Here is a 23,746-nt window from a genome sequence, read left to right as displayed (position 1 = left end):
ATGTACATCGCGATGAACCGTTTCACCGTCCTGTCGGAAAACGCCGAAGCCTTCGAGGCGCTCTGGCTGGGCCGCGACAGCCATCTCAAGGAGATGGAGGGCTTTGTGGAATTTCACATGCTGCGCGGTCCCGAAAAAGACGGCAAGGTGCTTTTCGCATCGCATACGGTCTGGGCGTCGGAGGAGGCCTTTCGCAACTGGACCCGCAGCGACGCTTTCCGGGCCTCGCACAAGAGCGCGGGCACCACGGCAAAGCTGCATGAGGGTGCTCCGGTGTTTGAAGGGTTTTCGACGATCCAGCATATCGCCTGAGCCCCCGGCAGGCTTGCGCTTTGCCTCCCGCCCCTTCATATTCAAGGTTACGAATTTTTAACGGGGAGGACAGGCGATGCATATCACCAGGCGGCGTTTCGTGGCGGGCAGCATCGGCGCGGCGGGCATGGCCGGGATTGGCCTTGGGCCGCGGGTTGCACATGCGCAGATTGATCTGGGCAATGTCCGGCTTGATGTGGTCAGCGACGGCGCGCTTGCCCTGCCGGGCAGCTTTGTCTTTGATCCGATGCCCAAGGATGAACTGCAGGCCGTGTTGGAGGCGCAGGGCATCTCCCCTGAGGTGCTGACCCCGCCCTGCAATGTGACCCTGATGCGCAGCAGTGACCGGACGGTGCTGTTCGACGTGGGCTCGGGCCCGGATTTTGCAGCGACCGCCGGGACCCTGGGTGCCTCGCTGGATGCCCTGGGTGTCGCACCGGAGGAGGTGACGGATGTGATTTTCACCCATGGCCATCCGGACCACCTTTGGGGGCTGCTGGATGATTTCGGCGATCCGCTGTTCGTCGGGGCGCGCTATATGATGGGGCGGGCGGAGTGGGACTATTGGCTCAACCCCGCCACGGTCGATCAGATTGGCGAAGCGCGTGTCGCCTTTGCGGTGGGGGCGGAGCGGCGCTTGCGGATAATCGAAGAGGACATGACATTGTTCGATGACGGCGACGAGGTTCTGCCGGGTGTTCTGGCCCGCGCCACATCGGGTCACACGCCGGGCCATATGGCGCTGGAAGTGCGGGACGGCACGGAATCCGTGATGATCCTGGGTGATTGCATCGGCAACCACCATGTCGCCTTTGCGCGGCCGGACTGGTTGTCTGGGTCGGATCAGGATCAGGAACTTGCCGCCACAACGCGGGTGGCCCTGCTGGATCAACTGGCACATGAACAGACCCGAATCATCGGCTTTCACCTGCCGCAGGGGTTCGGCCGGGTGGAAAAGACGGCGGATGCCTATCGCTTTGTGCCGGGGGTCGACTGACGCGCGGCGGTGCGGGTCAGATCCAGCGCCGGACCCGGGCGCAATAGGCGTCTGCCTCCTCCCCGAAGGTCTGGCGCAGCAGGGCCTCTTCCGGCGCGGCAAAACGACGGTCGAGCACCAGCCAGAGCAGGCCTGTCAGCACAAGGCCCAGCAGTGACCCGTTGCCCATGGCATAGGACAATGTGAGCATCACCAGCGCGAGGTAGATGGGGTTGCGGGACCATTGAAACGGCCCCTCCTCGATCAGGACCTTGGGGATGTGATGCGGTTCTATCGTGGTTTTGCGGGCAAAGAAGTACCAGGCGGACCAGACGATGATCGCCAGCGCCGCCAGAAGCACGAGCCACGACAGGGCATCCAGCCACCAGATGTCCGGGTGCAGGCCGGGCGCGACGAACTTGAACAGATAGATCGCGGCAATGCTGCCAAGCCACCAGACCGGCGGCAGATCGGGAAAGGCGCGCATCAGTTGGCCACGGCCTCTTGCACGATCTCGTCCAGCAGGGCCTGCACCTCCTGCATCGGGCCTTCGGGATAGGTCCGGTATCCCACGACGACCTCTCCCTCGCGGTCCGCCACGAAGATGCCATAGGGGCAATGGGCGATGTTCATCGGATCCGCCTCCATCACCTTGCGGGACAGAACGGCAGAGCAGAACAGGAACACATCCGCGGCATCGAAAATCCTGGTATCGCTGCCGACATCGCTTGCCGTACGGCTCAACATCTCGCCGGTATGGCTGACATGGTCGATGACCAGCCCCTGACCGACTATCGCGCTTTCCACATTGAAGGTGGCGTCGTCAAAGCTGCCGTCAAAGGGATAGGTGACCGCCTCCTGCGCGAGGGCCGGGGCGGCGCAGCAGATCAGAGCGGTAAGGATGAGGGGCTTCATGACGAGTCTCCGTTATGCGGGGTCTGGAAAGTGTAGCAGAAAACCGGGGGAAATGGGAAAGGCCAAAGCCCCGGCCGCGAGTTTCAGCCGAAGATTTCTGCGGCGGGCGAGGGTTTGCCGCAGGTTGCGTGAACCGCCGCCAAGGGGCCTTTCGGCCATTCTTCAGATGAACTTTTCAAAGAACACGCGGTTGAAACCATCTTCTGTCTTTCGCTCGGTCTCCCGATAGCCAAGATGCGGGTAGATCGACAGATTTTCTGTCATCTTCTCATTCGTATAGAGCTTGACCGCAGTTGCGTTTGATCGTTTTGCCTCTGCTTCGCAAAAGGCGATCAGGTGTTTTCCAATACCCCGACCCGCTGCGGTTGGGCGCACGGCGACGTTTTCAAGAAGAACCTGCACACCCTCCTGATAAAACACGATAAATCCGAGCAACTCTGCATCCTGCCCGACAGCAACATGCACCACCCCGGCGGCGATCAGGGCGGCAAAATCGGCGACCATCGGGGCGGGCTTCCTGCCCATTGCCGCAACGTAGCGTTCATAGGCACCTTGGGCGCATTCCCTGACAGCCGTTTCATCCGCGGCCTGCGCCTGCCTGATGTCAAAACCCTTGTCCAAACGCGCTCCATATCGGCTTTGTTTTGATGGTACTGCTGGCACGCAGCGATAGGCAAGGAGCGTTCCAAGCGGCATTTGCCATGGCCCCGTTTGGCGCAGCGGCCACATAAAGCCCCCTGCCCGGCGCAAGCCGGGTCAGTCACCGGCCGACTTGAGATATTCGATCACGGCGGTCAGGTCTTCCTGCTTGTTCAGCCCGCGAAAGGACATCCGGGTGCCTTTCATGTAGCTTTTCGGTGCGGCGAGGAAGCTGGAGAGCTCCGCCTCGTTCCAGATCAGACCCTCCCCGGCGGCAGAGGTCATCGCCCGTGAATACTTGAAACCGTCCACGCCAGCGGCGGCGCGGCCAACCACGCCGGTCAGCAGCGGGCCGGATCGGTTCTTGGCCCCCGCACCGATCTGGTGGCAGGATTTGCATTTGCGAAAGACCTTCTCGCCCGCTTTGGCCAGTTCGGGGTCGAATGCGGCGGCGGCGGCTGCCGGCGCTTCCTCTGCCGGTGCTTCCTCTGCCGGTGCCTCTTGCGTCGCGGTGGCTTTTACCACCCCGGCGGATGTTGCCTGCGCCTCTGCGTCCTCGTCCTGCGGCGTCACATCCAGCACCATGGCGCGCATGGTGACCTTGACGGGCGCATCCTTGCAATTCTCCATGCAGGGCTCGCCCTGCCAGAGGGCATATTCAGTCTTGGCCCGGTCATCGACAATGAAACCACCGGCATTGGGCATTTCGACATCCATCAGGTTCTGGTCTGACAGTTCAAATTCACCGTCCACCAGATCGTTGGAATAGAGGATATAGGCGGTGATCGCATAGACTTCGTCATCGGTCAGCGTGCCTGCATTGCCATAGGGCATGGACCGGCGGATGTAGTCGAAAGCCGTCGTCAGATGCGGCCAGTAGGAACCTACGGTCTTGAGCGGATCGTCGCGGTCGAGTGTGCCCCGGCCCCCGGCCAGTTTCGGCCAGTTGCCGATGCCTTCGGCAAAATCGCCATGGCAGGATGCGCATCTTTCGGCAAAGATCTCTTCCCCTTCCATGACGCTGCCAGCGCCTGCCGGCAGGTCCGCGCCGGCGGGGTCGATGTCATGGTTCCAGGCCGCGATCTCTTCGGGCAGGGCGGGACGGCCAAGGCCAAGCCCCTGTGCCAGACCGGGGCCGGCCACGGTGGCGAGCATTGCAACAAGTGTTGCGGACTTAAGAAACCTCGACATTTTCCGCCTCCCCGTTGGCACGCACCAGCCAGGTCTGGATGCCGTTGTTGTGATAGATTGAATTCAGCCCGCGCACCTCGCGCAGTTGGGTCTTGGTCGGCTGGACATAGCCGGTGTCATCCATGGCGCGCGATTGCAGCATCATCTCCTGCCCGTCCCAGGTGGTGTCCAGGTAGAAACGCGTCAGCGCCATCTTTTCGCCGGGCCTCGCCAGACGCGCGGTTTCCCATGTCATGCCCCCGTCCTTTGAGACGTCCACACGGGTGATCGCACCGCGCCCGGACCAGGCGAGGCCGGTGATCACCAGCGGGCCCGCGCCATGGGCAATCGGGGCCTGCGGGCTGGGGGAGGTGACAACGGATTTCGCATCCATCGCCCATGTCCATTTGCGGCTGGTGCCGTCTTCCAGCGTGTCGGTGTACTTGCTGGTTTCCTCGCGGCTTTCGACGGGGCCATCCGTGACCTCGATCCGGCGGATCCATTTGACCCACATGTTGCCTTCCCACCCCGGCACCACGAGGCGCACGGGATACCCGTGTTCCTTGCGCAGAGCCTCGCCATTGGCCTTGAAGGCCACCAGCACATCGTCCAGCGCCTTTTCCATCGGAATCGACCGCCCGTTGGAGGAGGCATCGGCGCCTTCGACAAAGACCCATTTGTCCTTGAGGTCACCAGCGGCATCCAACCCCGCTTCCTCAAGCAGGCTGCGCAGCGGCACGCCGGTATATTCCATGTTGTGGATCATGCCATGGGTGAATTGCGCGCCGTTAAGCTGTGCGCCGGCCCATTCCATGCCGGAATTGGCCGCGCATTCGCAGAAATAGACGTGATTTTCGCGCGGGAAGCGTTCGAGATCGGCATAGGTGAAGACCAGCGGCTGATCGACCAGACCGTTGATCATCAGGCGATAGTCTTCCTTGCGCAGCTCGATCGCGCCCGAGTGGTGCCGTTCAAAGGCGCAGCCCTGCGGGGTGATCGTGCCGTCCAGCGCGTGGATCGGGGTGAAGTTGATGGAGCTGACGGTATCGGCGGTCAGCCATTCGACATTGCGCCGGATCACGTCACCCTCGAACCGGATCGGCAGGCCATAGGGGGTTGCATCCACACCATCGCCGAATTCCTGCGCCCAGGGCTGGACTTCGGTGATCAGCGGATCGGCCGATTGCGCCCGAGCCGTGCCTGCGATGGAGGCTGCTGCCCCTGCCGCAAAGCCATGCTTCAAAAACGCTCTGCGCGATGTGCGATCTGTCATCATCGTCTCCGTTAGCTTCGTATTCCGGCCCTTGCCCGCGCCTTTCAGGGGCGGATGTAGGCGTAGTTGTCTTCCTGCAGTTCGATCAGCCGCACCACGCCCGAGGGCACGACATTGGCTTCGTCCATCACGGAGATCTCATGGCCCGCATTCTTGCTCATGGCGCGCAGGGTGTTGCCGCAGGCTGCGAATGTCAGGTTTTCCAGTTCCAGCGACATGGCGGAAATGCGGTTTTCCACCGGGCTTTTGCCGGGGATCAGCATGTTCAGGCCGGGGCCATAGGCGACCACTTCGACCACCACGCTGTCACCCTGGGATTCGTAATAGCTGGCGACATTGGCGACATTGTTCAGCGCCATGTTCATCACCTGCGGATCGTTCTCATCCACATGTATGGCGACGTAATGCGTCTTGCCTTCGGCCCATGCGCCGGTGGCGATCGTGGCGGCCAGTGCCGCTGCTGTCATCAGTTTCTTCATTGCCGTATCTCCTTGATCAAGGGTTACGTGCCTGCGACGGTCACGCTGGTATTCGGGTTCAGACTGATGGTGCCCTGTTTGGCGATATGCGCCTCGACCACATCCCAGATCGGCGGGCCTTCGGTGCCTTCGTTGACAGAGGCCCAGCCGGCGACCTGATAGGTCCTGGCCGGGTCGATCAACTCTCCGGTTTTCAGGAGGGTCATTTCGGTGATCCGTTCGCCCTGCGGTTTGGTCACGTCGATGCGGTAGCCCAGCCCGCCGGTACGGACCATGTCGCCGCCCTGCTGGTAATAGGGATCGGGATTGAACAGGTTGTCGGCCACGTCTTCCAGCACCACATGCAGGAATTCGCCGGTCATTTCGGTGCGATAGGCCTGCGGATAGGTCATCGAGGTCACGTTCCAGATGTCCTCGCGGGTGATGTCCTGCCCGGGCAGGATCGACGGGCCCCAGCGCACGCCGGGGCTGAGCGCGATTTCGGCCTCGCGTTCGGACAGGAGCGCATCGCAGATCAGATCGTCCCAGGTGCCGTTGAAATTGCCGCGCCGGTAGAGGGTCTGATCCTCTGCCGTTTGCCCGATCACCTCTGACATTGCGTCCAGATAGGGCGCGCGCTGTTCGTCGATCAATGCGGTCATGGGCGCATCCGGGGTGATCACGTCGGAAAAGATCGGGATCAGCTTGTGGCGGAAGCCCATCATGCGCCCGTCGCGCACATCCAGATCGACGCGGGACACGAATTTGCCGTTGGAACCGGAGGCGATGATGATCGTCTCCCCCACAAGGACCGGTTCGGGCAGGGCGTCATGGGTGTGGCCCGACAGGATCACGTCGATGCCGGTGACCTTGCCCGCCATCTGCTTGTCCACGTCGAACCCGTTATGCGACAGGCAGACCACCAGTTCGGCCCCTTCGGCGCGGACCTCGTCCACCATTTCCTGCATGCGTTCGTCGCGGATCCCAAAGGAGTATTCCGGGAACATCCAGCCGGGGTTGGCGATGGGCATATAGGGAAAGGCCTGGCCGATCACGGCGATCTTCACACCGCCGCGCTCAAAGAACTTGTAGGGCGGGAACAATTCGGCCGGTTCGTCCCATTCGGCGTCAAAGATGTTCTGGCCCAGGGCGGCAAAGGGCAGCCCCTCGACAATCTCGGCCACGCGGTCGGCACCCAGGGTGAATTCCCAGTGGAAGGTCATCGCATCGGGTTTCAGCGCGTTCATGACGTTGACCATGTCCTGGCCTTCGGTCTGATAACAGGTGTAGCTGCCGTGCCAGGTATCGCCGCCATCCAGCAGCAGCGCATCGGGGCGGTCGGCGCGGATGGCATTGACCACGGTCGCCACACGGTCCAGCCCGCCGACCCGCCCATATGCCCGCCCGAGTGCTGCGAAGTCATCACAGGTCAGCGCATAGGCCGAAGGGCTGCCATCGTCGATGCCATAGAGTCTGCGGAAATCGGCGCCGGTGACATGGGGCACGGCCCCCTTGTTGCCGCCCACGCCGATATTGACCTCCGGTTCCCGGAAATAGAGTGGTTTGAGCTGCGCGTGGATGTCCGTGACGTGGATCAGCGACACATTGCCGAAGGTATCGAACTCCAGCAGCCTGTCCTGCGTCAGCAATTGCTGGGCGGCCAGCCGGGACCAGTTGCCAAAGCCGGAAGCGCCATAGATCGACGCCGCAGCCATGGAAGTCTGTAGGAAGTCGCGACGCGAAATCATGGGGGGCTCCTTCATGCAGATATATATGCGCATCTATGAATTTGTCTGGGGCGAAAAACCCCGTGCGGCGCGGCACACGGGGGTCTTCAGTTTTCAGTTGCGGACAGAGGGGCCTTCGACCGAAAGGCCATTGCCCCGCGAGGCCACGTAAAGCTCAAGTGCCACGAATTCCGGGCTGCCCGGCGCATAGGTTTCCGCGCGGGTGTCGCGGATACAGCCCTTGAAGCGGGAATGCGATCCGTTCAGCTTGGTGTTCTTCAGGCGGTAGACCGGAAAACCGTTGATCTGGCCCTGGCTGAGGTGGTCGGCGCGGATCATCCGGCCGAAGTTGTCCTCATGGCAATTGGCGCAGGACAGTTCCAGCTGGCCAGTGCGGGTGTAGTACAGCTCCCTGCCCTGTTCCCAGGTGGATTGCGCCGGACCGTCGATGGCCACGTTGACCGGCAGGCCGCGCGACACGGATGCAAGCGCCGCTTCCATGTTGATCGCGTCGCCCTTGTCGTATTTCCAGGCTTCCGCGCCCATCCGGTTGGTGCGGCAGTCATTGACCTGCATCTGCAGCGTGCGCACCTCGCCCGCGGCCTCGTTCCATTTCGGATAGGTCGCCTTGACGCCTGCCATGCTTTCGATGTCATTGTGGCAGGAGGAACAGGACTTGCCTTCGGTGCCGTCCGCTGTCTCCCAGGCTTCAAGCGCCTGTTCGACAAAGATCATGCCGGGATTGTCGAAATCGTCGGCCTGCATGATCCGGGTTTCGTCACCCCGGAACAGCCATCCCGACAGGATCTCGTCAAACCTGTCCGAAAGATGGGCGGGTGCCGCCGTGCGCGTCACCATTTCCGTTTCATCGTTGAGGATCAGCGTATCGTCAACCGGGTCGGCCTGCGCCGACATTCCCATTGCGATCAGCGCACCCACGCCGGCCATTTTTGCCAGTCTTTTCATTATCCGTCCCTCCCTGAAACGTGTCGTTCAGCCGATCGCGATGGCCTTGGTTTCCTCGTAGACCGAACCGTCGTCGTCATACCAGGTGAACTTGAACTCACCTTCTTCCGGCACGATGGCCTCGAATTCGAAGTAGGGGTTCGTGGAAATCGCCGGCTCCATCTTGACGTCGATCACGTTCTCACCGTTGAAGTCGCAGACAAAGCGGTTGATGATCGAACGCGGAATGGCGTTGCCGTCATCATCCTTGCGCTGGCCGCTTTCCATCTGGTGGCTGATCAAGGTCTTGATCGTGATCGCCTCTCCGGCAGCCGCTTTTTTCGGGACTTTGACGCGCGGTTTTACACCTGATGCCATGATAATTCTCCTTGAATGCCTTAGCCGCCGCAGCCGCCAATTGTGACCTTGACCGTTTTCGACGCCTTGGCGAAGGACCCATCGGCCATCTTGGCGATGGCGACAACCTCCTGCGTCCCGGCGAGGCGAATGCGGGTTGAGGCCTGCTGGGATGCGGCCAGCTTGCCGAATTTGAAGGTGGCCACGGGCGGGGTCGGGTTGCCCATTGCCAGCACCATGATCTCTGTCGCGCCTTCGGCAGAGACTTCGATTGGCACGGTATTGCCGTTTTCCGCGATTTCGGGCGCGGTCAGTTCAATGCCGCCTTCGCCCAGATCGGCACCACCGGTGAAGGCCGCGATTTCCTCTTCGCCCTTGGCGAAACCCCTGATGGGCAGCCCGGCAAGGACAAGGGCCCCTGCCCCGACCGCCAGCGCGTTGCGTCGTGTAAATTCCATTCCGATCTCCTATCGTTCAGGCCGCGCCGGGCGCGGTTCGTTCCGTGAGCGTGCCGCCTGTCGTGCGGCTCAATCCTTGAGCGTCGCGAGGTAGGCGACGACATCTTCGATCTGCTGGGCGGTCAGGATGGGACCAAAGGTGTCATCCGCCGCCTCCCCCGTATAGGCATTGCCCGGACGGATAAATCCTTCGGTCTTGTAGAAGGAGGGCATCATGCTGTCCTCGAACATCACCTTGGCATTGGCGACGATGCCGCGCAGCTCTGCCTCGCTCCAGCGGTCGCCGGCCCCGTCCAGCATCGGCCCGATTTCACCGTGGAAGGGGATCTCAGCCAGATCGCTGACCTGATGGCAGGCAACGCAATTGCCCTTTTTCTTGTTACCAACGATATCGCGCCCCTCGGCAGGGTCGCCGGGCGTTCCTGTCAGGGATGTGGCAATGGCCCCGTCCTCAAAGCTGACATTGGTCGGCTCGATGATTTCCGCCACCGCCACGGATGCCAGCAAGGCCGCGATGCCCGCAGCTGTTCCTAGAATTTTCATGGTTCCTCCCTCGCCCTTCGGCTTTTGCCTTAACGTAGCCCACAGCTTTGTGAACAGGCAACAACAAATTCAAAAAATCGAATGAATATAGGTTTTGATCCTCAAAACCCCTTTGTTCCCAGCCTATTGGCTTTGCTCGGCAAATTTGCGGGCGTGATATTTCTGAAAGCTCTCGTCGCCGTCATAGCCCTTTTCGACCACCCAGTTGAACATGTTGAAGGTGGTATGACGCCCAAAGGCCCCAGGCATGACTGTCACAGCGGCCTGCGCCGCCGTGGCATCCTCCGCCACCGTTTCGGGCATGAAAAGCACGGTGGGGGTGAACAGGACACCCCATTTGCGCACCATCTCCTTTTCGGGCAGGGCTTCACCATCGAAATCGGTCACTTCGATGTCGCCGAACATGTTGATCTGCACGACAAAGAAGTTCTCTTCGATGTAATCGGCGATTTCGGGGATCGGATAGACTTCTTCGTGCATCTTGCTGCAATAGATGCAGCCGCGCTGTTCGACCATGATCGCCATGCGCTTGCCTTCGCTGTTGGCCTCGGCCAGATCCTCCGACAGGTCCTTGAAGGTATCGCGCATCCAGGGGGCCTTGTGCAGCCCGTCGTCGCCCAGGTCCGCGAGGGCCGCCTGTGTCATTGTGATCAGGGCCGCAAGGGCCAGTGCGATTGGTCGCATGTCGTTCCTCCGCTTAGCGCAACGTGCCGATGTCCGGCGCGATCTCCAGCATCCATTGCGCGATATAGTTGATGGTGTTTGTGGCTATCAATATCCCGAACAGGATCAGCATCACACCCATGAGCTTTTCGATCAGGCCAAGGTGGCGGCGGAACCGGGCCATCCAGCGCATGAACGGGCCGATGAACAGCGCGGCGAGGACAAAGGGCGCGGTCATGCCCAGCCCGTAGACGAACAGCAGCAGCGCGCCGCTGCCCGCGGTATCTGCCCCGGCTGCGGTGAACAGGATCGCCGCCAGCACCGGCCCCACGCAGGGTGTCCAGCCAAAGGCGAAGGCCAGACCGATGACATAGGCCCCCAGCAGGCTGACGTTGGAGGTATCGCCCGCATCGGCGCGGAATTGTCTGTAAAGCAGGCCGATCCGGATCACGCCCAGGAAATGCAGCCCCATCGCGATGATGATCGCCGCCGCGATCCAGCGCAGGATATCGAAATATTCGCGCACGATCTGGCCGAATGCCGTGGCCGCCGCCCCCAGCCCCATGAAGATCGTGATCACCCCTGCCGCGAACATGCAGGCCGCCAGCACCGCGCGCCGCCGCACCGCGCTGTCTACGGGAGCATCCGCCGATATCTGGTTCATGCCCACGCCGGCCAGGTAGCTGAGGTAAAACGGCACGATCGGAAGGATACAGGGCGACAGAAAGGACAATAATCCGGCAATCAGCGCGCCAGCGAGGGTGATATCCATCATGTTCCGGGGTCCGTGCTTGAGTAATTCACATATTCATATTAAGTGTTATTTAACGGAAAGGTCAAACCGACATGTTGCTGCGCGCGCTGTTACTGCCTGCCTTTGTTGTCGCCGGATGGGTGCAGGTCGCCTCTGCGGAGCTTGCGCTTGTGATGGTCGAGGAAAAGGGCTGCATCTGGTGTGCCAGGTGGGACCGCGAAATCGCGCCCAAGTACCCCAAGACAGCCGAGGGGCGCGCCGCCCCGTTGCGGCGCTATGACATTGATACGCCGGTGCCGACGGACCTTGCCTTCACAGGTCCGCTGCGCTTCACGCCGACCTTTGTCCTGGTCGAGGACGGGCGCGAATTGTCGCGGATCGAAGGCTATCCGGGCGAAGATTTCTTTTGGGGTTTGCTGGGTGCAATGATCACCCGCGCCGATCCCGGGATCAAAATGAACTGACGGTCCGACTGGCCGCGCCCATGCAGGCGCTGTCCGGTCCGAAACAACGAAGGAAGCAGGTTGATGGGGTTGCCGGTTTTTCACGACGACATGTGTGCGGAAGATATGGACAGGATGGCCGCCAGCGCGGTGCAGGCCTCCAATTTTCTCAAGGCGATCAGCCACGAAGGGCGGCTGATGATCCTGTGCCATCTCACCACCGGAGAGAAATCAGTGACCGAGCTGGAAGAATTGCTGTCTGCCCGACAGGCCGCAGTATCGCAGCAATTGTCCCGGCTGCGGCTGGAAGGGCTGGTCACCCCCCGGCGCGATGGCAAGACGATCTATTACAGCCTCGCCGACGACCGCCCGCGGAAAATCATGGAAGTGGTCTATGACCTGTTCTGCCAGGAGAAATAACTGAGCCTTTTCGATATCCAATGCGTGAAGGGAGCGGTCACGTGCTGAATTATCTGACAGAGCCGCAGGCGGTTGCGCTGATCGGCGGGCTTGGCGGCCTGTTGCTGGGCCTTGCCGCGCGGATCGGAAGGTTTTGCACGCTGGGCGCCATCGAAGACATCTATTACGGCAACTCCAGCCTGCGGCTGCGCATGTGGGGCGTTGCCATCGGGGTGGCGGTGATGGGCACCTTCGGGCTGGCGGCATCGGGGCTGCTCGACCTCGGGCAGACCCTCTATCTTGGGCGCGGCTGGACCCCGCTCGCCTGTGTGGTCGGCGGACTGACCTTTGGCTATGGCATGGCGCTGGCGGGGAACTGCGGCTATGGGGCGCTGGCCCGTCTGGGCGGCGGTGATCTGCGCTCTTTCGTCATCGTGCTGGTGATGGGGTTGGCGGCCTATATGACCCTGGGCGGTCCGCTGTCGGGATTGCGGCTGTGGCTGTTCGATGCCGCCGACACCCCCGGCCCGATGCCGGGGTTTGCAGATGCGCTGTCAGCCCTGACCGGCCTGCCGGTTCATGCCACGGGCATGTTGATCGGGGCGCTGATCCTGCTGCTCACGCTTTTGCACAGGCCGATGCGCCGGGCCTATGCGCATGTGTTCTGGGGGGCGGTTGTCGGTCTCGCGATCGTTTCGGGATGGGCAGGCACACAATGGGTGGCCAATGTCGGTTTTGATGCCACGCCGGTTGTGAGCCATACGTTCTCAGCACCTCTGGGGGAAACCATGCTTTACGCGATGACCTCTTCGGGCAATACCATCAGCTTTGGCACCGGGTCGGTCCTGGGGGTGCTGCTGGGCGCCTTTGCGGGCAGTCTTTTCAAGGGTCATTTCCGCTGGGAGGCCTGTGACGACCCGCGCGAGCTGGGCCGTCAGATCCTGGGGGCCGCGCTGATGGGGTTCGGCGCCGTGATCACCGTCGGCTGCAGCGTGGGCCAGGGGCTTTCCGCATTTTCGGTACTGGCCTACAGCGCGCCGCTGACATTGGCCTGCATCATGGCCGGTGCCGCGGTTGGATTGCGCCAGCTGATCCTGGGATTCGCGCCGGGAGTCTAGGCCGCTGGCCTGCTGCACCGGGGCCGCCAACCTCTACCTTCGTGATCACACCTTGACCATTCATAACCTGCTTTGCGCAAAAAGCCACCGTCGGGCCCGGATCGGATCACCGGATATTGCCAGCGCGGACCGAATATGGGAGTAGTTCGCGCGGTATTAATTGGAAGAAAATTAATGAAAATTGCTGTTTTTGGAATTGGGTACGTGGGTTTGTCGAACGCAGTCCTGCTGGCCCAGCACAACACTGTCACGGCGGTGGATTTGTCGGCGGAGCGCGTGGCGCAATTGAATGCCCGGACCTCGCCGATCGAAGATGTGGAACTGGAACAATGGCTGGCCACGAAGGAACTGGACCTGACGGCCACCATCGACGGCGCGGCCGCCTGCCGGGAAGCGCGTTTCATCGTGATCGCGACGCCGACGGATTACGACCCCGAAACCAACTTCTTCAATACCTCCTCGGTGGAAGCGGTGATCAAACTGGCGCTTGAGGTCAATCCGACCGCGACCATCGTGGTCAAATCGACCGTGCCCGTCGGCTTTACCGACCGGGTGCGCAAACTGTTCGGGAGCGAGGACATCATCTTTTGTCCCGAATTCCTGCGCGAGGGTCAGGCGCTGCATGACAACCTCTATCCCTCGCGGATCGTGGTCGGGTCGCGCCGGGAAGAGGCAAAGGTCTTTGCCGATTTGCTGGTGCAGGGGGCCTTGGCCAAGGATGTGCCGGTGCTTTACACCGGACCGGCAGAGGCGGAATCGATCAAGCTTTTTGCCAATACCTACCTGGCGCTGAGGGTGGCTTTCTTCAACGAGCTGGACAGCTATGCCCTGGCCGAAGACATGAACGCGCGTGAAATCATCGAAGGTGTCGGCCTCGATCCGCGCATCGGCACCCATTACAACAACCCCTCCTTCGGCTATGGCGGCTATTGCCTGCCCAAAGATACCAAGCAGTTGCTCGCCAATTTCTCGGCGGTGCCGCAGAACCTGATGCGCGCGGTGGTGGATGCGAACCGCACCCGCAAGGATTTCATCGCCGAACGGGTCCTGGCGCGCAAACCTCAGGTGGTGGGGATTCACCGTCTGGTGATGAAGGCCGGGTCGGACAATTTCCGGCAAAGTTCCGTGCAGGGCGTGATCCGTCGCATCCTGGCCGAGGGGATCAAGGTGGTCATCTACGAACCGGCCTACGCGCAGGAGAGCTTTCTCAACTGCACGGTTGTGCGCGACCTGGAAACCTTCAAGCAGCAAAGCGACGTGATCGTGGCCAACCGGGCGTCCGATGATCTTTCCGATGTGGAAGACAAGGTCTTTACCCGGGACATCTTTGGCCTGAGCTGAGACCCAACAGGCGTTGCGGGACCGGCAGCGCCCGTGGCAGGTAGCGCCATTCAAACTGACGAGGGACCATGGCAGACAATCACCGCGCCTTCCTGTCCGGGCTGTTCGACGCGGCGGTTGCTGCCGCCGATCCGCTGAATGCCCTGGGCAGCAATCTGCCGGAAGCGCCACGCGGCCGCACCGTGGTGATCGGTGCCGGCAAGGGGGCGGCGCAGCTGGCGCAGGCCTTTGAGGGGCTGTGGGATGCGCCCTTTGAAGGGGTCGTGGTCACCCGCTACGGCTATGGCGCGCCCTGTCACACCATCCGGGTCATGGAAGCGGCGCATCCGGTGCCGGACGCCGCCGGGCTGGCGGCCGCACAGGCGCTGAAATCGGCTGTCAGCGGGCTGGGGCCGGATGATCTGGTCATCGCGCTGATCTGCGGCGGAGGGTCATCGCTGTTGCCCGATCCGCCCGCGGGGCTGACCCTGACCGATCTGCAGGAACTGAATGCCGCCCTGCTGGAATCAGGCGCGCCGATCTCGGTCATGAATGCGATCCGCAAGCGGTTCAGCGGGATCAACGGCGGGCGGCTTGCGGAACTGGCCGGGGGCGCGCGCATCTGCAACCTGATCGTGTCCGATGTGCCCGGTGACGACCCCGGTGCCGTCGCCTCCGGACCCACGGTGCCGGGACGGCCAGGCGCGGCAGAGGTCGCGGCCCTGATCGAGGCGCGGGGGCTGGCGCTGCCGCAGGCCTGCATGGATCATCTGCGCCAGCAGCCGGAAGACGGGGCGGCACCGCACCCCGATGTGACGACAAGGATCATCGCTTCTGCCGCGCAGTCGCTTGAGGCCGCCGCCTGCCGTGCCAGCGCCGAGGGCGTGACGCCCTGGGTTCTGTCCGACCGGATCGAAGGGGAGGCCCGCGAGGTGGCCCTGGTCCATGCGGCCCTCGCGCGGCAGGCCGCAACCGCAGGCACGCCCTATCCTGCGCCGGTGGTCCTGCTGTCGGGCGGAGAGACGACAGTAACGCTGCGCCACAGGGGCAAGGGCGGACGCAACAGCGCCTTTCAGCTTTCCCTCGCCCTGGCGCTGGAGGGGGAGCCGTGGTTTCACGCCCTTGCGGCCGATACGGATGGGATCGACGGCTCCGAAGACAATGCGGGGGCCTGGGTGGACGGGACAACGGCGGCGCGGATCCGTGCTGCGGGTCTCGATCCGTTGCAGTCGCTGCAGCGTGACGATTCCTATTCGGCGCTCAAGGCGGTAAACGGGTTGTTCATGACCGGGCCGACGGGGACCAACGTCAATGATTTTCGGGCCATCCTGATCGGAACGCCCAGAGGCTGATGGCCGGAACGCCCGCGCCCCTGGGCGGGGACGGGCAGCACCGGCTTCCGGACCCTTGAATCACCCCGGCGGCCCGGTGGATTCGCGCGACGCGGGGGTTAGGGCGGACTGCGATCTGCCGCTTTTGCCAAGTATCAACACAAATGAAGACATGTCATTTTTGACATGTCAAAAATGACATGTCTTCATTTGTGCCAGGTTTGGCGTTTGTCAGGAGCGGCGCTCTTGCTGGCGATCTGGATTGCATCTGGTCTGCACGTTCACACCTCGACACGCACCCTGAGTGTCAGGTGCTGCCTGACCTGCAAGTTCCGGTGCGGGATGCCGGTCCGGCCAGACCGGCCTCAATCATCCGGCAAGAGCCAGGCCATATCCGCGACCCGACGCTCCCGGTACGTCCTGATCTGCGCGGCATGTTGCAGCGTCAGGTCGATGTCATCCCAGCCCCGGATCAGCTTTTCCCGCCACATCTCGTCCAGCGCAAAGGCAAAGACCTGTCCCGCCGCGTGGATTTCGCAATTGCCCAGGTCGATGGAAACGCGTGCATCGCCGCCGCCCAATGCGCCCGCAAGTGCCGTAATCTCTCGCTCCTCCAGCCTTGCGGGCAACAGGCCGTTGTTGACCGCATTGGCGGCAAAGATATCGCCAAAGCCGGGCGCGATCACGGCGCGGAATCCGGCGTCGACCAGGGCGTAAACCGCAGCCTCCCGCGAGGAACCGGTGCCAAAGTTCCGGCCCGCGATCAGGATGCTGGCAGGCTCCACCCCATTCAAGGGGAACTCCGGGCGCAGCACCCCTGCCGCATCCCGCCGCATGTCATGCAGCAGGAATTCGCCATAGCCCTGCACACGGGGCGTCGACATGAACCGCGCCGGGATCAACTGGTCGGTGTCCACATTGTCCTGCGGCAGATGGACGGCCCTGCCCTCATGCCTGGTCCATCCCGCCATCAGGTCCTCTCCTGCGTGACTTCGCGCACGTCTGACAGCGCGCCGGTCACCGCTGCCGCCGCGACCATGGCGGGCGACATCAGATGCGTGCGCGCCCCGCGCCCCTGGCGCCCCCGGAAATTCCGGTTGGTCGATGAGGCGCAGCGCTTGCCCGGCGCCACCAGATCCCCATTCATGCCGACGCACATCGAACAGCCCGATGCAGCCCATTCCAGCCCTGCGTCCCGGAACACCTTGTCCAGCCCCTCGGCCTCCGCCTGTTGCTTGACCAGCGCCGAACCGGGTGAAACCAGCCCCGGCACCCGCGCCTTGCGGCCCCGCAGGACCGCCGCCGCCGCGCGCAGGTCCTCGATCCGCCCGTTGGTGCAAGAGCCGAGAAAGACCTGATCCACCGGCGTGCCCTTGATCGGCTGCCCCGGTGTCAGCCCCATGTAGTCATAGGCGGCGCGCGCCGCTGCGGCCTTGCCTGCGCCAAGGCTTTCGGGCGCGGGCAGGACCGCGTCGATGCCGATGGCTTGTTCGGGGCTGGTGCCCCAGGTCAGGGTCGGCGCAATCTCGGCGGCGTCAATGACCACCTCGCGGGCGAAATCCGCCCCCGCATCCGTGCGCAGGGCACGCCAGCCGGTCAGGGCCGCCTCCCAATCGCCGGGCCCGGGCGCATAGGGGCGGCCCTTGATATAGGCGAATGTCACCGCGTCGGGGGCCACCATGCCAAAGCGGGCGCCGCCCTCGATCGACAGGTTGCACAGGGTCATGCGCCCTTCCATGCTCAGCGCTTCGACCGCCGGGCCTGCGTATTCCACCGCATGTCCCTGCGCCCCGCCGGCACCCAGCCGGGCGATCCAGCCCAGCGCCATGTCCTTGGCGGTGACCCCCGGTGCCAAGGCCCCCTCAAAGGTGATCCGCATGGCAGCCGGTTTGCGTTGCCAGACTGTCTGGGTTGCCAGCACATGGGCCACTTCCGTCGCTCCGATGCCAAAGGCCAGCGCGCCGAAGGCGCCGTGGGTCGATGTGTGGCTGTCACCGCAGTTGATCTGCAGCCCCGGCAGGGTCAGCCCCTGTTCCGGCCCGATCACATGCACGATGCCCTGACGCGGGTCGCGCAGCCCGAAGATCTCCAGCCCATGGGTGCGCGCGTTGCCCTCCAGCGTCTCAATCATGCGGGCGATGTCGGGGGCCGTGATCCTGTCGCGCTGCCGGGTCGGGGCATAATGGTCGGTGACGGCAAAGGTCAGGCGCGGCTCTGCCACCGGCTGTCCCCGCGCGGCCAGCTTCGCGAAGGCGTGATGCGACCCTTCATGCACCAGATGCCGGTCCACCCAAAGCAGCGAAGTGCCATCTTCGCGGCGCAGGATTTCATGCGCGCCCCAGAGTTTGTCCAGCAGGGTGCTTGGCTTTTTCATGAAAATGCACATAAATGTCCCAAGGCCCAAATGCAACAGAATGTCCCGCCGCGGCAGCACCCTGTCCGGCGGAGATGGTAACCCGAAGGGGGTGTCGTGCCGGTTGTCGAAATTCACCTGACCGACGGAGTTCCGGCTGTGGTGAACGCCAGCCCCGTCGGACCTGCCGTCAATCCGCGCCACCGCCGCGGCAAGGTCCATGACATCGCCAGGGGGCGCAGAAGACAAGAGGCAGGCCATGGCCGAGATTGACCCGATCACCCTCGCCGTGCTGGCGGGACGGATGGAACAGATCGCCGATGAGATGGACGCGACCCTGTTCCGCGCGGCCTTCAACCCGATCATTGCAGAGGCGCATGACGCCAGCCATGGCCTTTATCACGCATCCACGGGTGACACGCTGGTGCAGGGCAAATCCGGGCTGCCGATCTTTGTCGGGGTCATGGCATTTGCGGTCAGGGCGGTCATCGACAAGGCCGCCGCCGATGGCGATCTGGCCGACGGGGACATCTATATTTTCAACGATGCTCATATCGGCGGCACACATCTGAGCGACATGCGGCTGGTGCGGCCCTATTATCGCGATGGCAAGCTGTTCTGTTACCTCGCCTCGGTCGGGCATTGGCATGATGTGGGGGGCGCGGTGCCGGGCAATTACAACCCGGCGGCGACGGATGTGTTTCAGGAGGCCTTCAACCTGCCCCCGGTCAAGCTGGCCCGCGCGGGCGAGATCAACCAGGACATCATCGACATCCTGCTGCGCAACACCCGCCTGCCGCAATCGGCAATGGGCGATCTGAACGGCCAGCTGGGCGCGCTGGATCTTGGCATCCGGCGGATGGATGAACTGCTGGACGCCTATGGCGCCGACACGGTGCGCGCGGCACTGGATGCCCTGGGCGACCGGGCCGAGGCGCTGATGCGCGCCGAGTTGGAGGGGCTGCCCGATGGCCGCTGGGAGGCCATGGATTACCTCGACAATGACGGTATCACCGATGAACCGCTGGCCATCCGGGTCGCGCTGGAAATCAAGGGCGATGAAATGGTGCTGGATTTTGCAGGCTCCGCCCCGCAATGCGCGGGGCCGGTGAACATCGCCCTGCCCACCACCGTGGCTGCCGCCTATGTGGCGATCAAACATGTCTTTCCGATGCTGCCCGCCAATGCGGGCGTGATGCGCCCCATCGAGGTGCGGGTGCCGGAAGGGTCGATGCTGGCCGCGCAGTTTCCTGCGCCCACCGGCGGCTATACGGAGACGATCCTGCGGATGATCGACGTGATATTCTCTGCTGCCGCACAGGCGGCGCCGGACCGGATCGTCGCCAATGCCTATGGCACGATCAACGCGCTGTCGATTGCGGGCAAGCGCAGTGACGGGCGGCCCTGGGTCATGTTCAGCTTTTACGGCGGCGGGCACGGCGCATCGCTGGAGGGTGACGGGCTGAACCACGGCAATGCGCCGATCTCCACCGCCACCATTCCGCCGTTGGAGATCCTCGAAAGCGTCTATCCCGTGATGTTCCGGCAATGGGCCCTGCGCCCGAACAGTGCAGGCGATGGCAAGCATCGCGGCGGGCTGGGGGCCATCTATGAAATTGAGGTCCTGGAAGAGAATGGCGCGGAAGCCTTCCTGTTTGGTGAACGCGGGCGGTTCGCGCCCAAGGGGATCGCGGGCGGGGCGAACGCGGCATTGAACGTGTTCTCCTATGCGACCGACGAAGGTTTCGCGCATCCGCCGCTGGTCTCGAAGATGCGGGGCATCAAGCTGCGGCAGGGGCAATCGGTGCGGCTGGAAACACCCGGCGGCGGCGGCTATGGCCCTGCCGCCGACCGTGCCGCCGCCGCCGTGGCGCGTGACGTGGCGCGCGGATTGATGTCTGCCGAACATGCGGATGAAGCCTATGGTTTGGCCTGGCGGGAGGTCACCATATGAAGATCGTCGGCGTCGATGTGGGCGGCACCTTTACGGATGTCTTTGTCCTGAACGAAGCGGACGGCACCGCTGCGGTCGCCAAGGTTCCCACCACGCGCCCGGATCAATCGGGCGGTTTCCTGACCGGGATCGGCGAACAGGTGGAAGACCTTTCCGATATTTCGGTCGTGGTGCATGGCACGACGGCGGGCACCAATGCCCTGCTGGAACGCAAGGGTGCGAAGATCGGCGTGATCACCACCATGGGGCTGCGCGACGTGCTGGAAATGCGCCGCCGGGACCGGCCCCGCACCTGGGGCCTGCGCGGTGATTTCGAACCGGTCGTGGACCGGCGGTATCGTCTGGAAGTGCCGGAACGCACCCTGGCGGATGGCACGATCCGCACGCCCGTCGATCTGGACGCCGTGCGCGCAGCGGCAACCACGCTTGCCGGTCAGGGCTGCGCCGCCATCGCCATCCTCTTTGCCAATTCCTATGCCAACCCCGCGAACGAAGCGCTGGCGGTTCAGGCCGTGCGTGCCATCTGGCCCAATGAACATGTCTCCTGCTCCTCGGAAATCCTGCCGGAAATCCGCGAGTTCGAACGTTTCTCCACCACCGCGCTGAACGCCTATCTGCAGCCGGAAGTCTCGGGCTATCTCGACCGGCTGGAAACCGCGCTGAAGCAGGGCGGGTTCGGCGGTGAATTCATGATCGTGCAGTCCAATGGCGGGGTGATGGCTGTCGATACCGCCTGCAAGGTGCCGGTGCGCACCGCATTGTCAGGGCCTGCGGCGGGGGTGATTGCGGCGGGCCATATCGCCTCCACCGCAGGCTTTCCCGATGTGATCACCGGCGACATGGGCGGCACATCCTTCGATGTGTCGCTGATTGCGGGCGGGCAATCCATGCTGTCCCCGCAAACCTCCATCGACTTCGGCATGGTGGTACGTACCCCGATGATCGAGATCACCACCATCGGTGCCGGCGGTGGCTCCATCGCCTGGGTGGACAAGGGCGGGCTGCTGAACATCGGCCCCGAAAGCGCGGGGTCAAATCCCGGACCGGTGGCCTATGGGCTGGGCAATGACCGGCCCACCGTGACCGACGCCAATGTGGTGCTGGGCCGGATCGACCCGGACAATCCCATCGGCGGCAAGCTGACACGGCTGGATGTGGAAGCGGCAGCACGGGCCATCGATGCCCATGTGGGCGCGCCGCTGAAGCTCGACACCCATCAGGCGGCAGAGGCGATCCTGCGCGTCGCCAACAGCCGCATGGCGGGGGCGATCCGCCTGGTCAGCATCGAACGCGGGTTTGACCCGAAACGCTTTGCCTTCATGCCCTTTGGCGGCGGCGGTGCGCTGCATGCGGGTGCCATGCTGGCCGAGGTCGGCATCGCCCGCGCCATCGTGCCGCGGTATCCGGGGGTGACATCCGCCATGGGCTGCGTGATCGCGGACATGCGGCAGGACTTTGTCCAGACAATCAACGCGCTGGTCGATCAGCTGGATACAGCGGTGCTTACCGGTTTCATGCAGGATCACGTCGACCGGGGCATGGCGTTGCTGCGGGCGGCACAAACCACCTTCGAGGCGCGAAAGGTCAGCTTCGAACTGGACATGGCCTATATCGGTCAGACCCATACGGTTGCCGTCCCGCTGGAAGTAACAGTCGGCGATGGCATCGTGCAGCCCCCTGCCAGGGCACAGATCGAGGCCGCATTCGACGCCGCCTATACCGCGACATTCGGGCGGCTCTTGAAGAACGGCGTGCGGCGCGTCCTGAACCTGCGCTCGGCCGTCACGGGCATCCGGCCAAAGTTCGATCTGGAAACGCTGGCCCCCAAGGGCACCAGGATACCTGCCCGCAGGGCCACGCGCCGCGTTCATTTCGGCGATACCTGGCGCGACACGGCGATCTACGACCGGCTTGCCCTGCCTGTCGGCGCCGAAATCACAGGCCCCGCGATCCTGGAACAACCCGATACCACGGTGCTGATCGAACCGGGGCTGAAAGGCCGGGTGGATCGCTTTGGCAACACCATCATCACAGGTGACAGATGACAAAGGCGAAGATGACATGAGCCATCCCGAAACATGGGACCTGACCAGAACGGCCCTGCTGACAATCGACCTGCAAAACGACTTCATCCATCCCGATGGTGCCTATGGCCGCGCCGGTCTGGGCGCAGACAACATCGCCGCCTTGCCCGCCCGCATCGCCCCGCTGGTTCGGGCGCTGCGGGCGCGGGGCGGCACCTATATCTCGGCCCAGTTCACCCTGGTGCCCGGGCCGCAGGGTGTGCCGCTGATCGCACCCCATCTGAAACAGCTGCGCCCCTTCCTGACCAAAGGTGATTTTGCCCCCGGCAGCTTTGGCCACAGGATCGTCGATATTTTGCACCCGGCGGATTACGTGGTGGAAAAGGTGGCCTATTCCGCCTTCTACCAGACCCGGCTGGAATTCATCATGCGCGCCCTTGGCCTGGAGCATCTGATCGTGGGGGGCATCGTCACGAACGGCGGCGTCGCCTCCACCCTGCGGGACGCGCATCTGCGCGATATTGAAACCTGCATGCTGAGTGACGGCTGCGCCGCCTTCCGCGACGATGTGCATGAGGCAACGCTGCTGTCGCTGGGCACGGTGACGCACCAGATGACCTGCGCCGAGGCGCTGAAACTGTTGGAGGACGCATGACCCTGAAATCGCGGCTCGGCACCGGCAAGATCCTTGTCGCCCCCGGCGTCTATGACGGGCTCACCGCCGCCATCGCCCAGGCGGCGGGGTTCGAGGCGCTGTATCTGTCGGGTGCGGCCCTGGCCTATACAAGGCTCGGGCGGCCCGACATCGGGCTGACCTCGGCGACCGAAATGGCCGATACCATGGCGCTGATCGCCGACCGTGTTGAACTGCCGGTGATCATCGACGCCGATACAGGCTTCGGCAATGCGCTGAACGCCCAGCGCACGATGCGGCAATATGAACGCGCAGGCGCGGCGGCACTGCAGATCGAGGATCAGACCTATCCCAAGCGCTGCGGGCATCTGAAGGACAAGACATTGATCAGCGCTGCGGAAATGGCCGGGAAAATCCGCGCCATGACCGACGCCCGCCGCTCCGAGGATACGCTGATCGTGGCCCGGACCGATGCCATCGCGGTCGAAGGGTTCGGGGCGGCGACAGACCGGGCGGAAGCCTATCTGGAAGCCGGTGCTGACGTTCTGTTCATCGAAGCGCCCCAGACCCGCGCGCAGTTGCAGGAGATCACGGCACAGTTCAAGGGCCGCGTGCCGCTGCTGGCCAATATGGTCGAAGGCGGCGCAACCCCGATGCATGGTGCCGGTGACCTGGAAACCCTCGGCTTTTCACTGGTGATCTTTCCCGGCGGCATCGTGCGCGCACTGGCCCGGACGGCGCAGGACTATTACGCCAGCCTCGCGACCCACGGAACCAACGCGCCTTTCGCCGGACGGATGCATGATTTCGACGGGTTGAACGAGGTGATCGGCACCACCGAGATGCTCGCGCGCGGCAAAACCTATGAAGGCTGAGATCCCTGGCAGGCCAGGCCGGGGGCGCTGCCCCCGACGCCGCAAGCGGCGTCTCCCCCGGTATATTTGGGGAACAATGAAACGGACAATGGCGCATCGTGCCAC

Annotated in this window: 26 protein-coding genes; 11 read left to right on the top strand and 15 right to left on the bottom strand. The window is 63.3% G+C overall.

The window, feature by feature from the left end; genetic code table 11:
- Together PVW51_RS06925 and PVW51_RS06920 are read left to right on the top strand one after the other, a co-directional pair.
- Positions 1 to 312: an antibiotic biosynthesis monooxygenase family protein gene (locus tag PVW51_RS06925; RefSeq protein ID WP_274574228.1), complete on the top strand. Its 312-nt coding sequence runs from the start codon at positions 1 to 3 to the stop codon at positions 310 to 312.
- 76 nt (positions 313 to 388) lie between these two features.
- Entirely contained in the window at positions 389 to 1,309 is a 921-nt protein-coding gene (locus tag PVW51_RS06920; RefSeq protein WP_274574227.1) for an MBL fold metallo-hydrolase, read from the top strand.
- A 16-nt stretch (positions 1,310 to 1,325) separates the two neighbouring features.
- Here PVW51_RS06920 and PVW51_RS06915 read toward each other — a convergent pair whose 3' ends face one another.
- The 13 genes from PVW51_RS06915 to PVW51_RS06855 all read right to left on the bottom strand — a co-directional run bounded on the left by PVW51_RS06915 (position 1,326) and on the right by PVW51_RS06855 (position 11,211).
- The gene (locus PVW51_RS06915; RefSeq protein WP_274574226.1) at positions 1,326 to 1,775 is read right to left on the bottom strand and encodes a methyltransferase family protein; all 450 of its coding nucleotides are present in this window, start codon (positions 1,773 to 1,775) and stop codon (positions 1,326 to 1,328) included.
- Positions 1,775 to 2,203 (bottom strand): DUF302 domain-containing protein, encoded by a 429-nt coding sequence (locus PVW51_RS06910; RefSeq protein ID WP_274574225.1) that lies wholly within the window; start codon positions 2,201 to 2,203, stop codon positions 1,775 to 1,777. Before PVW51_RS06910 ends, PVW51_RS06915 begins: the two co-directional genes overlap by 1 nt.
- A 162-nt stretch (positions 2,204 to 2,365) precedes the next feature.
- Positions 2,366 to 2,824 (bottom strand): GNAT family N-acetyltransferase, encoded by a 459-nt coding sequence (locus PVW51_RS06905; protein ID WP_274574224.1) that lies wholly within the window; start codon positions 2,822 to 2,824, stop codon positions 2,366 to 2,368.
- 135 nt (positions 2,825 to 2,959) lie between these two features.
- Positions 2,960 to 4,033: a c-type cytochrome gene (locus PVW51_RS06900; RefSeq protein ID WP_274574223.1), complete on the bottom strand. Its 1,074-nt coding sequence runs from the start codon at positions 4,031 to 4,033 to the stop codon at positions 2,960 to 2,962.
- Positions 4,017 to 5,285, bottom strand: a complete 1,269-nt coding sequence (gene soxC / locus PVW51_RS06895) for a sulfite dehydrogenase (protein ID WP_274574222.1) — start codon at positions 5,283 to 5,285, stop codon at positions 4,017 to 4,019. Before soxC ends, PVW51_RS06900 begins: the two co-directional genes overlap by 17 nt.
- A gap of 44 nt (positions 5,286 to 5,329) precedes the next feature.
- Positions 5,330 to 5,764, bottom strand: a complete 435-nt coding sequence (locus PVW51_RS06890; RefSeq protein ID WP_114275005.1) for a DsrE family protein — start codon at positions 5,762 to 5,764, stop codon at positions 5,330 to 5,332.
- 23 nt (positions 5,765 to 5,787) lie between these two features.
- Positions 5,788 to 7,491: a thiosulfohydrolase SoxB gene (soxB, locus tag PVW51_RS06885; protein ID WP_274574221.1), complete on the bottom strand. Its 1,704-nt coding sequence runs from the start codon at positions 7,489 to 7,491 to the stop codon at positions 5,788 to 5,790.
- A 93-nt stretch (positions 7,492 to 7,584) separates the two neighbouring features.
- Positions 7,585 to 8,436: a sulfur oxidation c-type cytochrome SoxA gene (gene soxA, locus PVW51_RS06880; protein ID WP_274574220.1), complete on the bottom strand. Its 852-nt coding sequence runs from the start codon at positions 8,434 to 8,436 to the stop codon at positions 7,585 to 7,587.
- Positions 8,437 to 8,463: 27 nt separating this feature from the next.
- Positions 8,464 to 8,793 carry a thiosulfate oxidation carrier complex protein SoxZ gene (soxZ, locus tag PVW51_RS06875; RefSeq protein ID WP_114275008.1) on the bottom strand — a complete coding sequence of 110 codons (330 nt, stop codon included), beginning with the start codon at positions 8,791 to 8,793 and terminating at the stop codon, positions 8,464 to 8,466.
- Between the two features lie 20 nt (positions 8,794 to 8,813).
- Positions 8,814 to 9,230 (bottom strand): thiosulfate oxidation carrier protein SoxY, encoded by a 417-nt coding sequence (gene soxY / locus PVW51_RS06870; RefSeq protein ID WP_114275009.1) that lies wholly within the window; start codon positions 9,228 to 9,230, stop codon positions 8,814 to 8,816.
- Positions 9,231 to 9,299: 69 nt separating this feature from the next.
- Entirely contained in the window at positions 9,300 to 9,773 is a 474-nt protein-coding gene (gene soxX / locus PVW51_RS06865) for a sulfur oxidation c-type cytochrome SoxX (protein ID WP_269365662.1), read from the bottom strand.
- Between the two features lie 123 nt (positions 9,774 to 9,896).
- The gene (locus tag PVW51_RS06860) at positions 9,897 to 10,457 is read right to left on the bottom strand and encodes a thioredoxin family protein (RefSeq protein ID WP_269365661.1); all 561 of its coding nucleotides are present in this window, start codon (positions 10,455 to 10,457) and stop codon (positions 9,897 to 9,899) included.
- Positions 10,458 to 10,470: 13 nt separating this feature from the next.
- On the bottom strand, positions 10,471 to 11,211 hold the full coding sequence (locus tag PVW51_RS06855; protein ID WP_114275012.1) for a cytochrome c biogenesis CcdA family protein: 741 nt from the start codon (positions 11,209 to 11,211) through the stop codon (positions 10,471 to 10,473).
- 71 nt (positions 11,212 to 11,282) lie between these two features.
- Between PVW51_RS06855 and PVW51_RS06850 the strand changes: the two genes are divergently transcribed.
- The 5 genes from PVW51_RS06850 (at position 11,283) to PVW51_RS06830 (ending at position 15,822) form a co-directional block, all read left to right on the top strand.
- A complete protein-coding gene (locus tag PVW51_RS06850; protein WP_274574218.1) occupies positions 11,283 to 11,654 on the top strand; it encodes a hypothetical protein in 372 nt (123 codons plus the stop codon).
- A gap of 63 nt (positions 11,655 to 11,717) precedes the next feature.
- Positions 11,718 to 12,053, top strand: coding sequence for an ArsR/SmtB family transcription factor (locus PVW51_RS06845; RefSeq protein WP_269365657.1), 336 nt, complete (start codon positions 11,718 to 11,720; stop codon positions 12,051 to 12,053).
- 41 nt (positions 12,054 to 12,094) lie between these two features.
- Positions 12,095 to 13,150, top strand: a complete 1,056-nt coding sequence (locus PVW51_RS06840) for a YeeE/YedE family protein (RefSeq protein WP_274574216.1) — start codon at positions 12,095 to 12,097, stop codon at positions 13,148 to 13,150.
- Positions 13,151 to 13,324: 174 nt separating this feature from the next.
- Positions 13,325 to 14,491, top strand: a complete 1,167-nt coding sequence (locus PVW51_RS06835) for a nucleotide sugar dehydrogenase (RefSeq protein WP_274574215.1) — start codon at positions 13,325 to 13,327, stop codon at positions 14,489 to 14,491.
- Between the two features lie 68 nt (positions 14,492 to 14,559).
- Positions 14,560 to 15,822 (top strand): glycerate kinase type-2 family protein, encoded by a 1,263-nt coding sequence (locus PVW51_RS06830; protein ID WP_274574214.1) that lies wholly within the window; start codon positions 14,560 to 14,562, stop codon positions 15,820 to 15,822.
- Positions 15,823 to 16,166: 344 nt separating this feature from the next.
- Here the strand turns inward: PVW51_RS06830 and leuD are convergent, their stop codons facing one another.
- A complete protein-coding gene (gene leuD, locus PVW51_RS06825; protein ID WP_274574213.1) occupies positions 16,167 to 16,772 on the bottom strand; it encodes a 3-isopropylmalate dehydratase small subunit in 606 nt (201 codons plus the stop codon).
- Positions 16,772 to 18,175 carry a 3-isopropylmalate dehydratase large subunit gene (gene leuC / locus PVW51_RS06820; RefSeq protein WP_274574212.1) on the bottom strand — a complete coding sequence of 468 codons (1,404 nt, stop codon included), beginning with the start codon at positions 18,173 to 18,175 and terminating at the stop codon, positions 16,772 to 16,774. Before leuC ends, leuD begins: the two co-directional genes overlap by 1 nt.
- A gap of 238 nt (positions 18,176 to 18,413) precedes the next feature.
- Here leuC and PVW51_RS06815 point away from each other — a divergent pair, with 238 nt between their 5' ends.
- From PVW51_RS06815 to PVW51_RS06800, 4 genes are read left to right on the top strand one after another with little or no spacing between them, the layout of a single operon-like run.
- On the top strand, positions 18,414 to 20,108 hold the full coding sequence (locus PVW51_RS06815; protein WP_274574211.1) for a hydantoinase B/oxoprolinase family protein: 1,695 nt from the start codon (positions 18,414 to 18,416) through the stop codon (positions 20,106 to 20,108).
- Positions 20,105 to 22,153: a hydantoinase/oxoprolinase family protein gene (locus tag PVW51_RS06810; protein WP_274574210.1), complete on the top strand. Its 2,049-nt coding sequence runs from the start codon at positions 20,105 to 20,107 to the stop codon at positions 22,151 to 22,153. Before PVW51_RS06815 ends, PVW51_RS06810 begins: the two co-directional genes overlap by 4 nt.
- A 16-nt stretch (positions 22,154 to 22,169) precedes the next feature.
- Positions 22,170 to 22,787 carry a cysteine hydrolase family protein gene (locus tag PVW51_RS06805; protein WP_274574209.1) on the top strand — a complete coding sequence of 206 codons (618 nt, stop codon included), beginning with the start codon at positions 22,170 to 22,172 and terminating at the stop codon, positions 22,785 to 22,787.
- On the top strand, positions 22,784 to 23,641 hold the full coding sequence (locus PVW51_RS06800; RefSeq protein WP_274574208.1) for an isocitrate lyase/PEP mutase family protein: 858 nt from the start codon (positions 22,784 to 22,786) through the stop codon (positions 23,639 to 23,641). Before PVW51_RS06805 ends, PVW51_RS06800 begins: the two co-directional genes overlap by 4 nt.
- Positions 23,642 to 23,746: the final 105 nt, after the last annotated feature.

Origin of the sequence: Sulfitobacter sp. PR48 (assembly GCF_028807335.1) — a bacterium.
Classification (GTDB): domain Bacteria; phylum Pseudomonadota; class Alphaproteobacteria; order Rhodobacterales; family Rhodobacteraceae; genus Sulfitobacter.
Note: the sequence above shows the minus strand (reverse complement) of the source record. Positions and strands in the feature narration are given on the sequence as shown.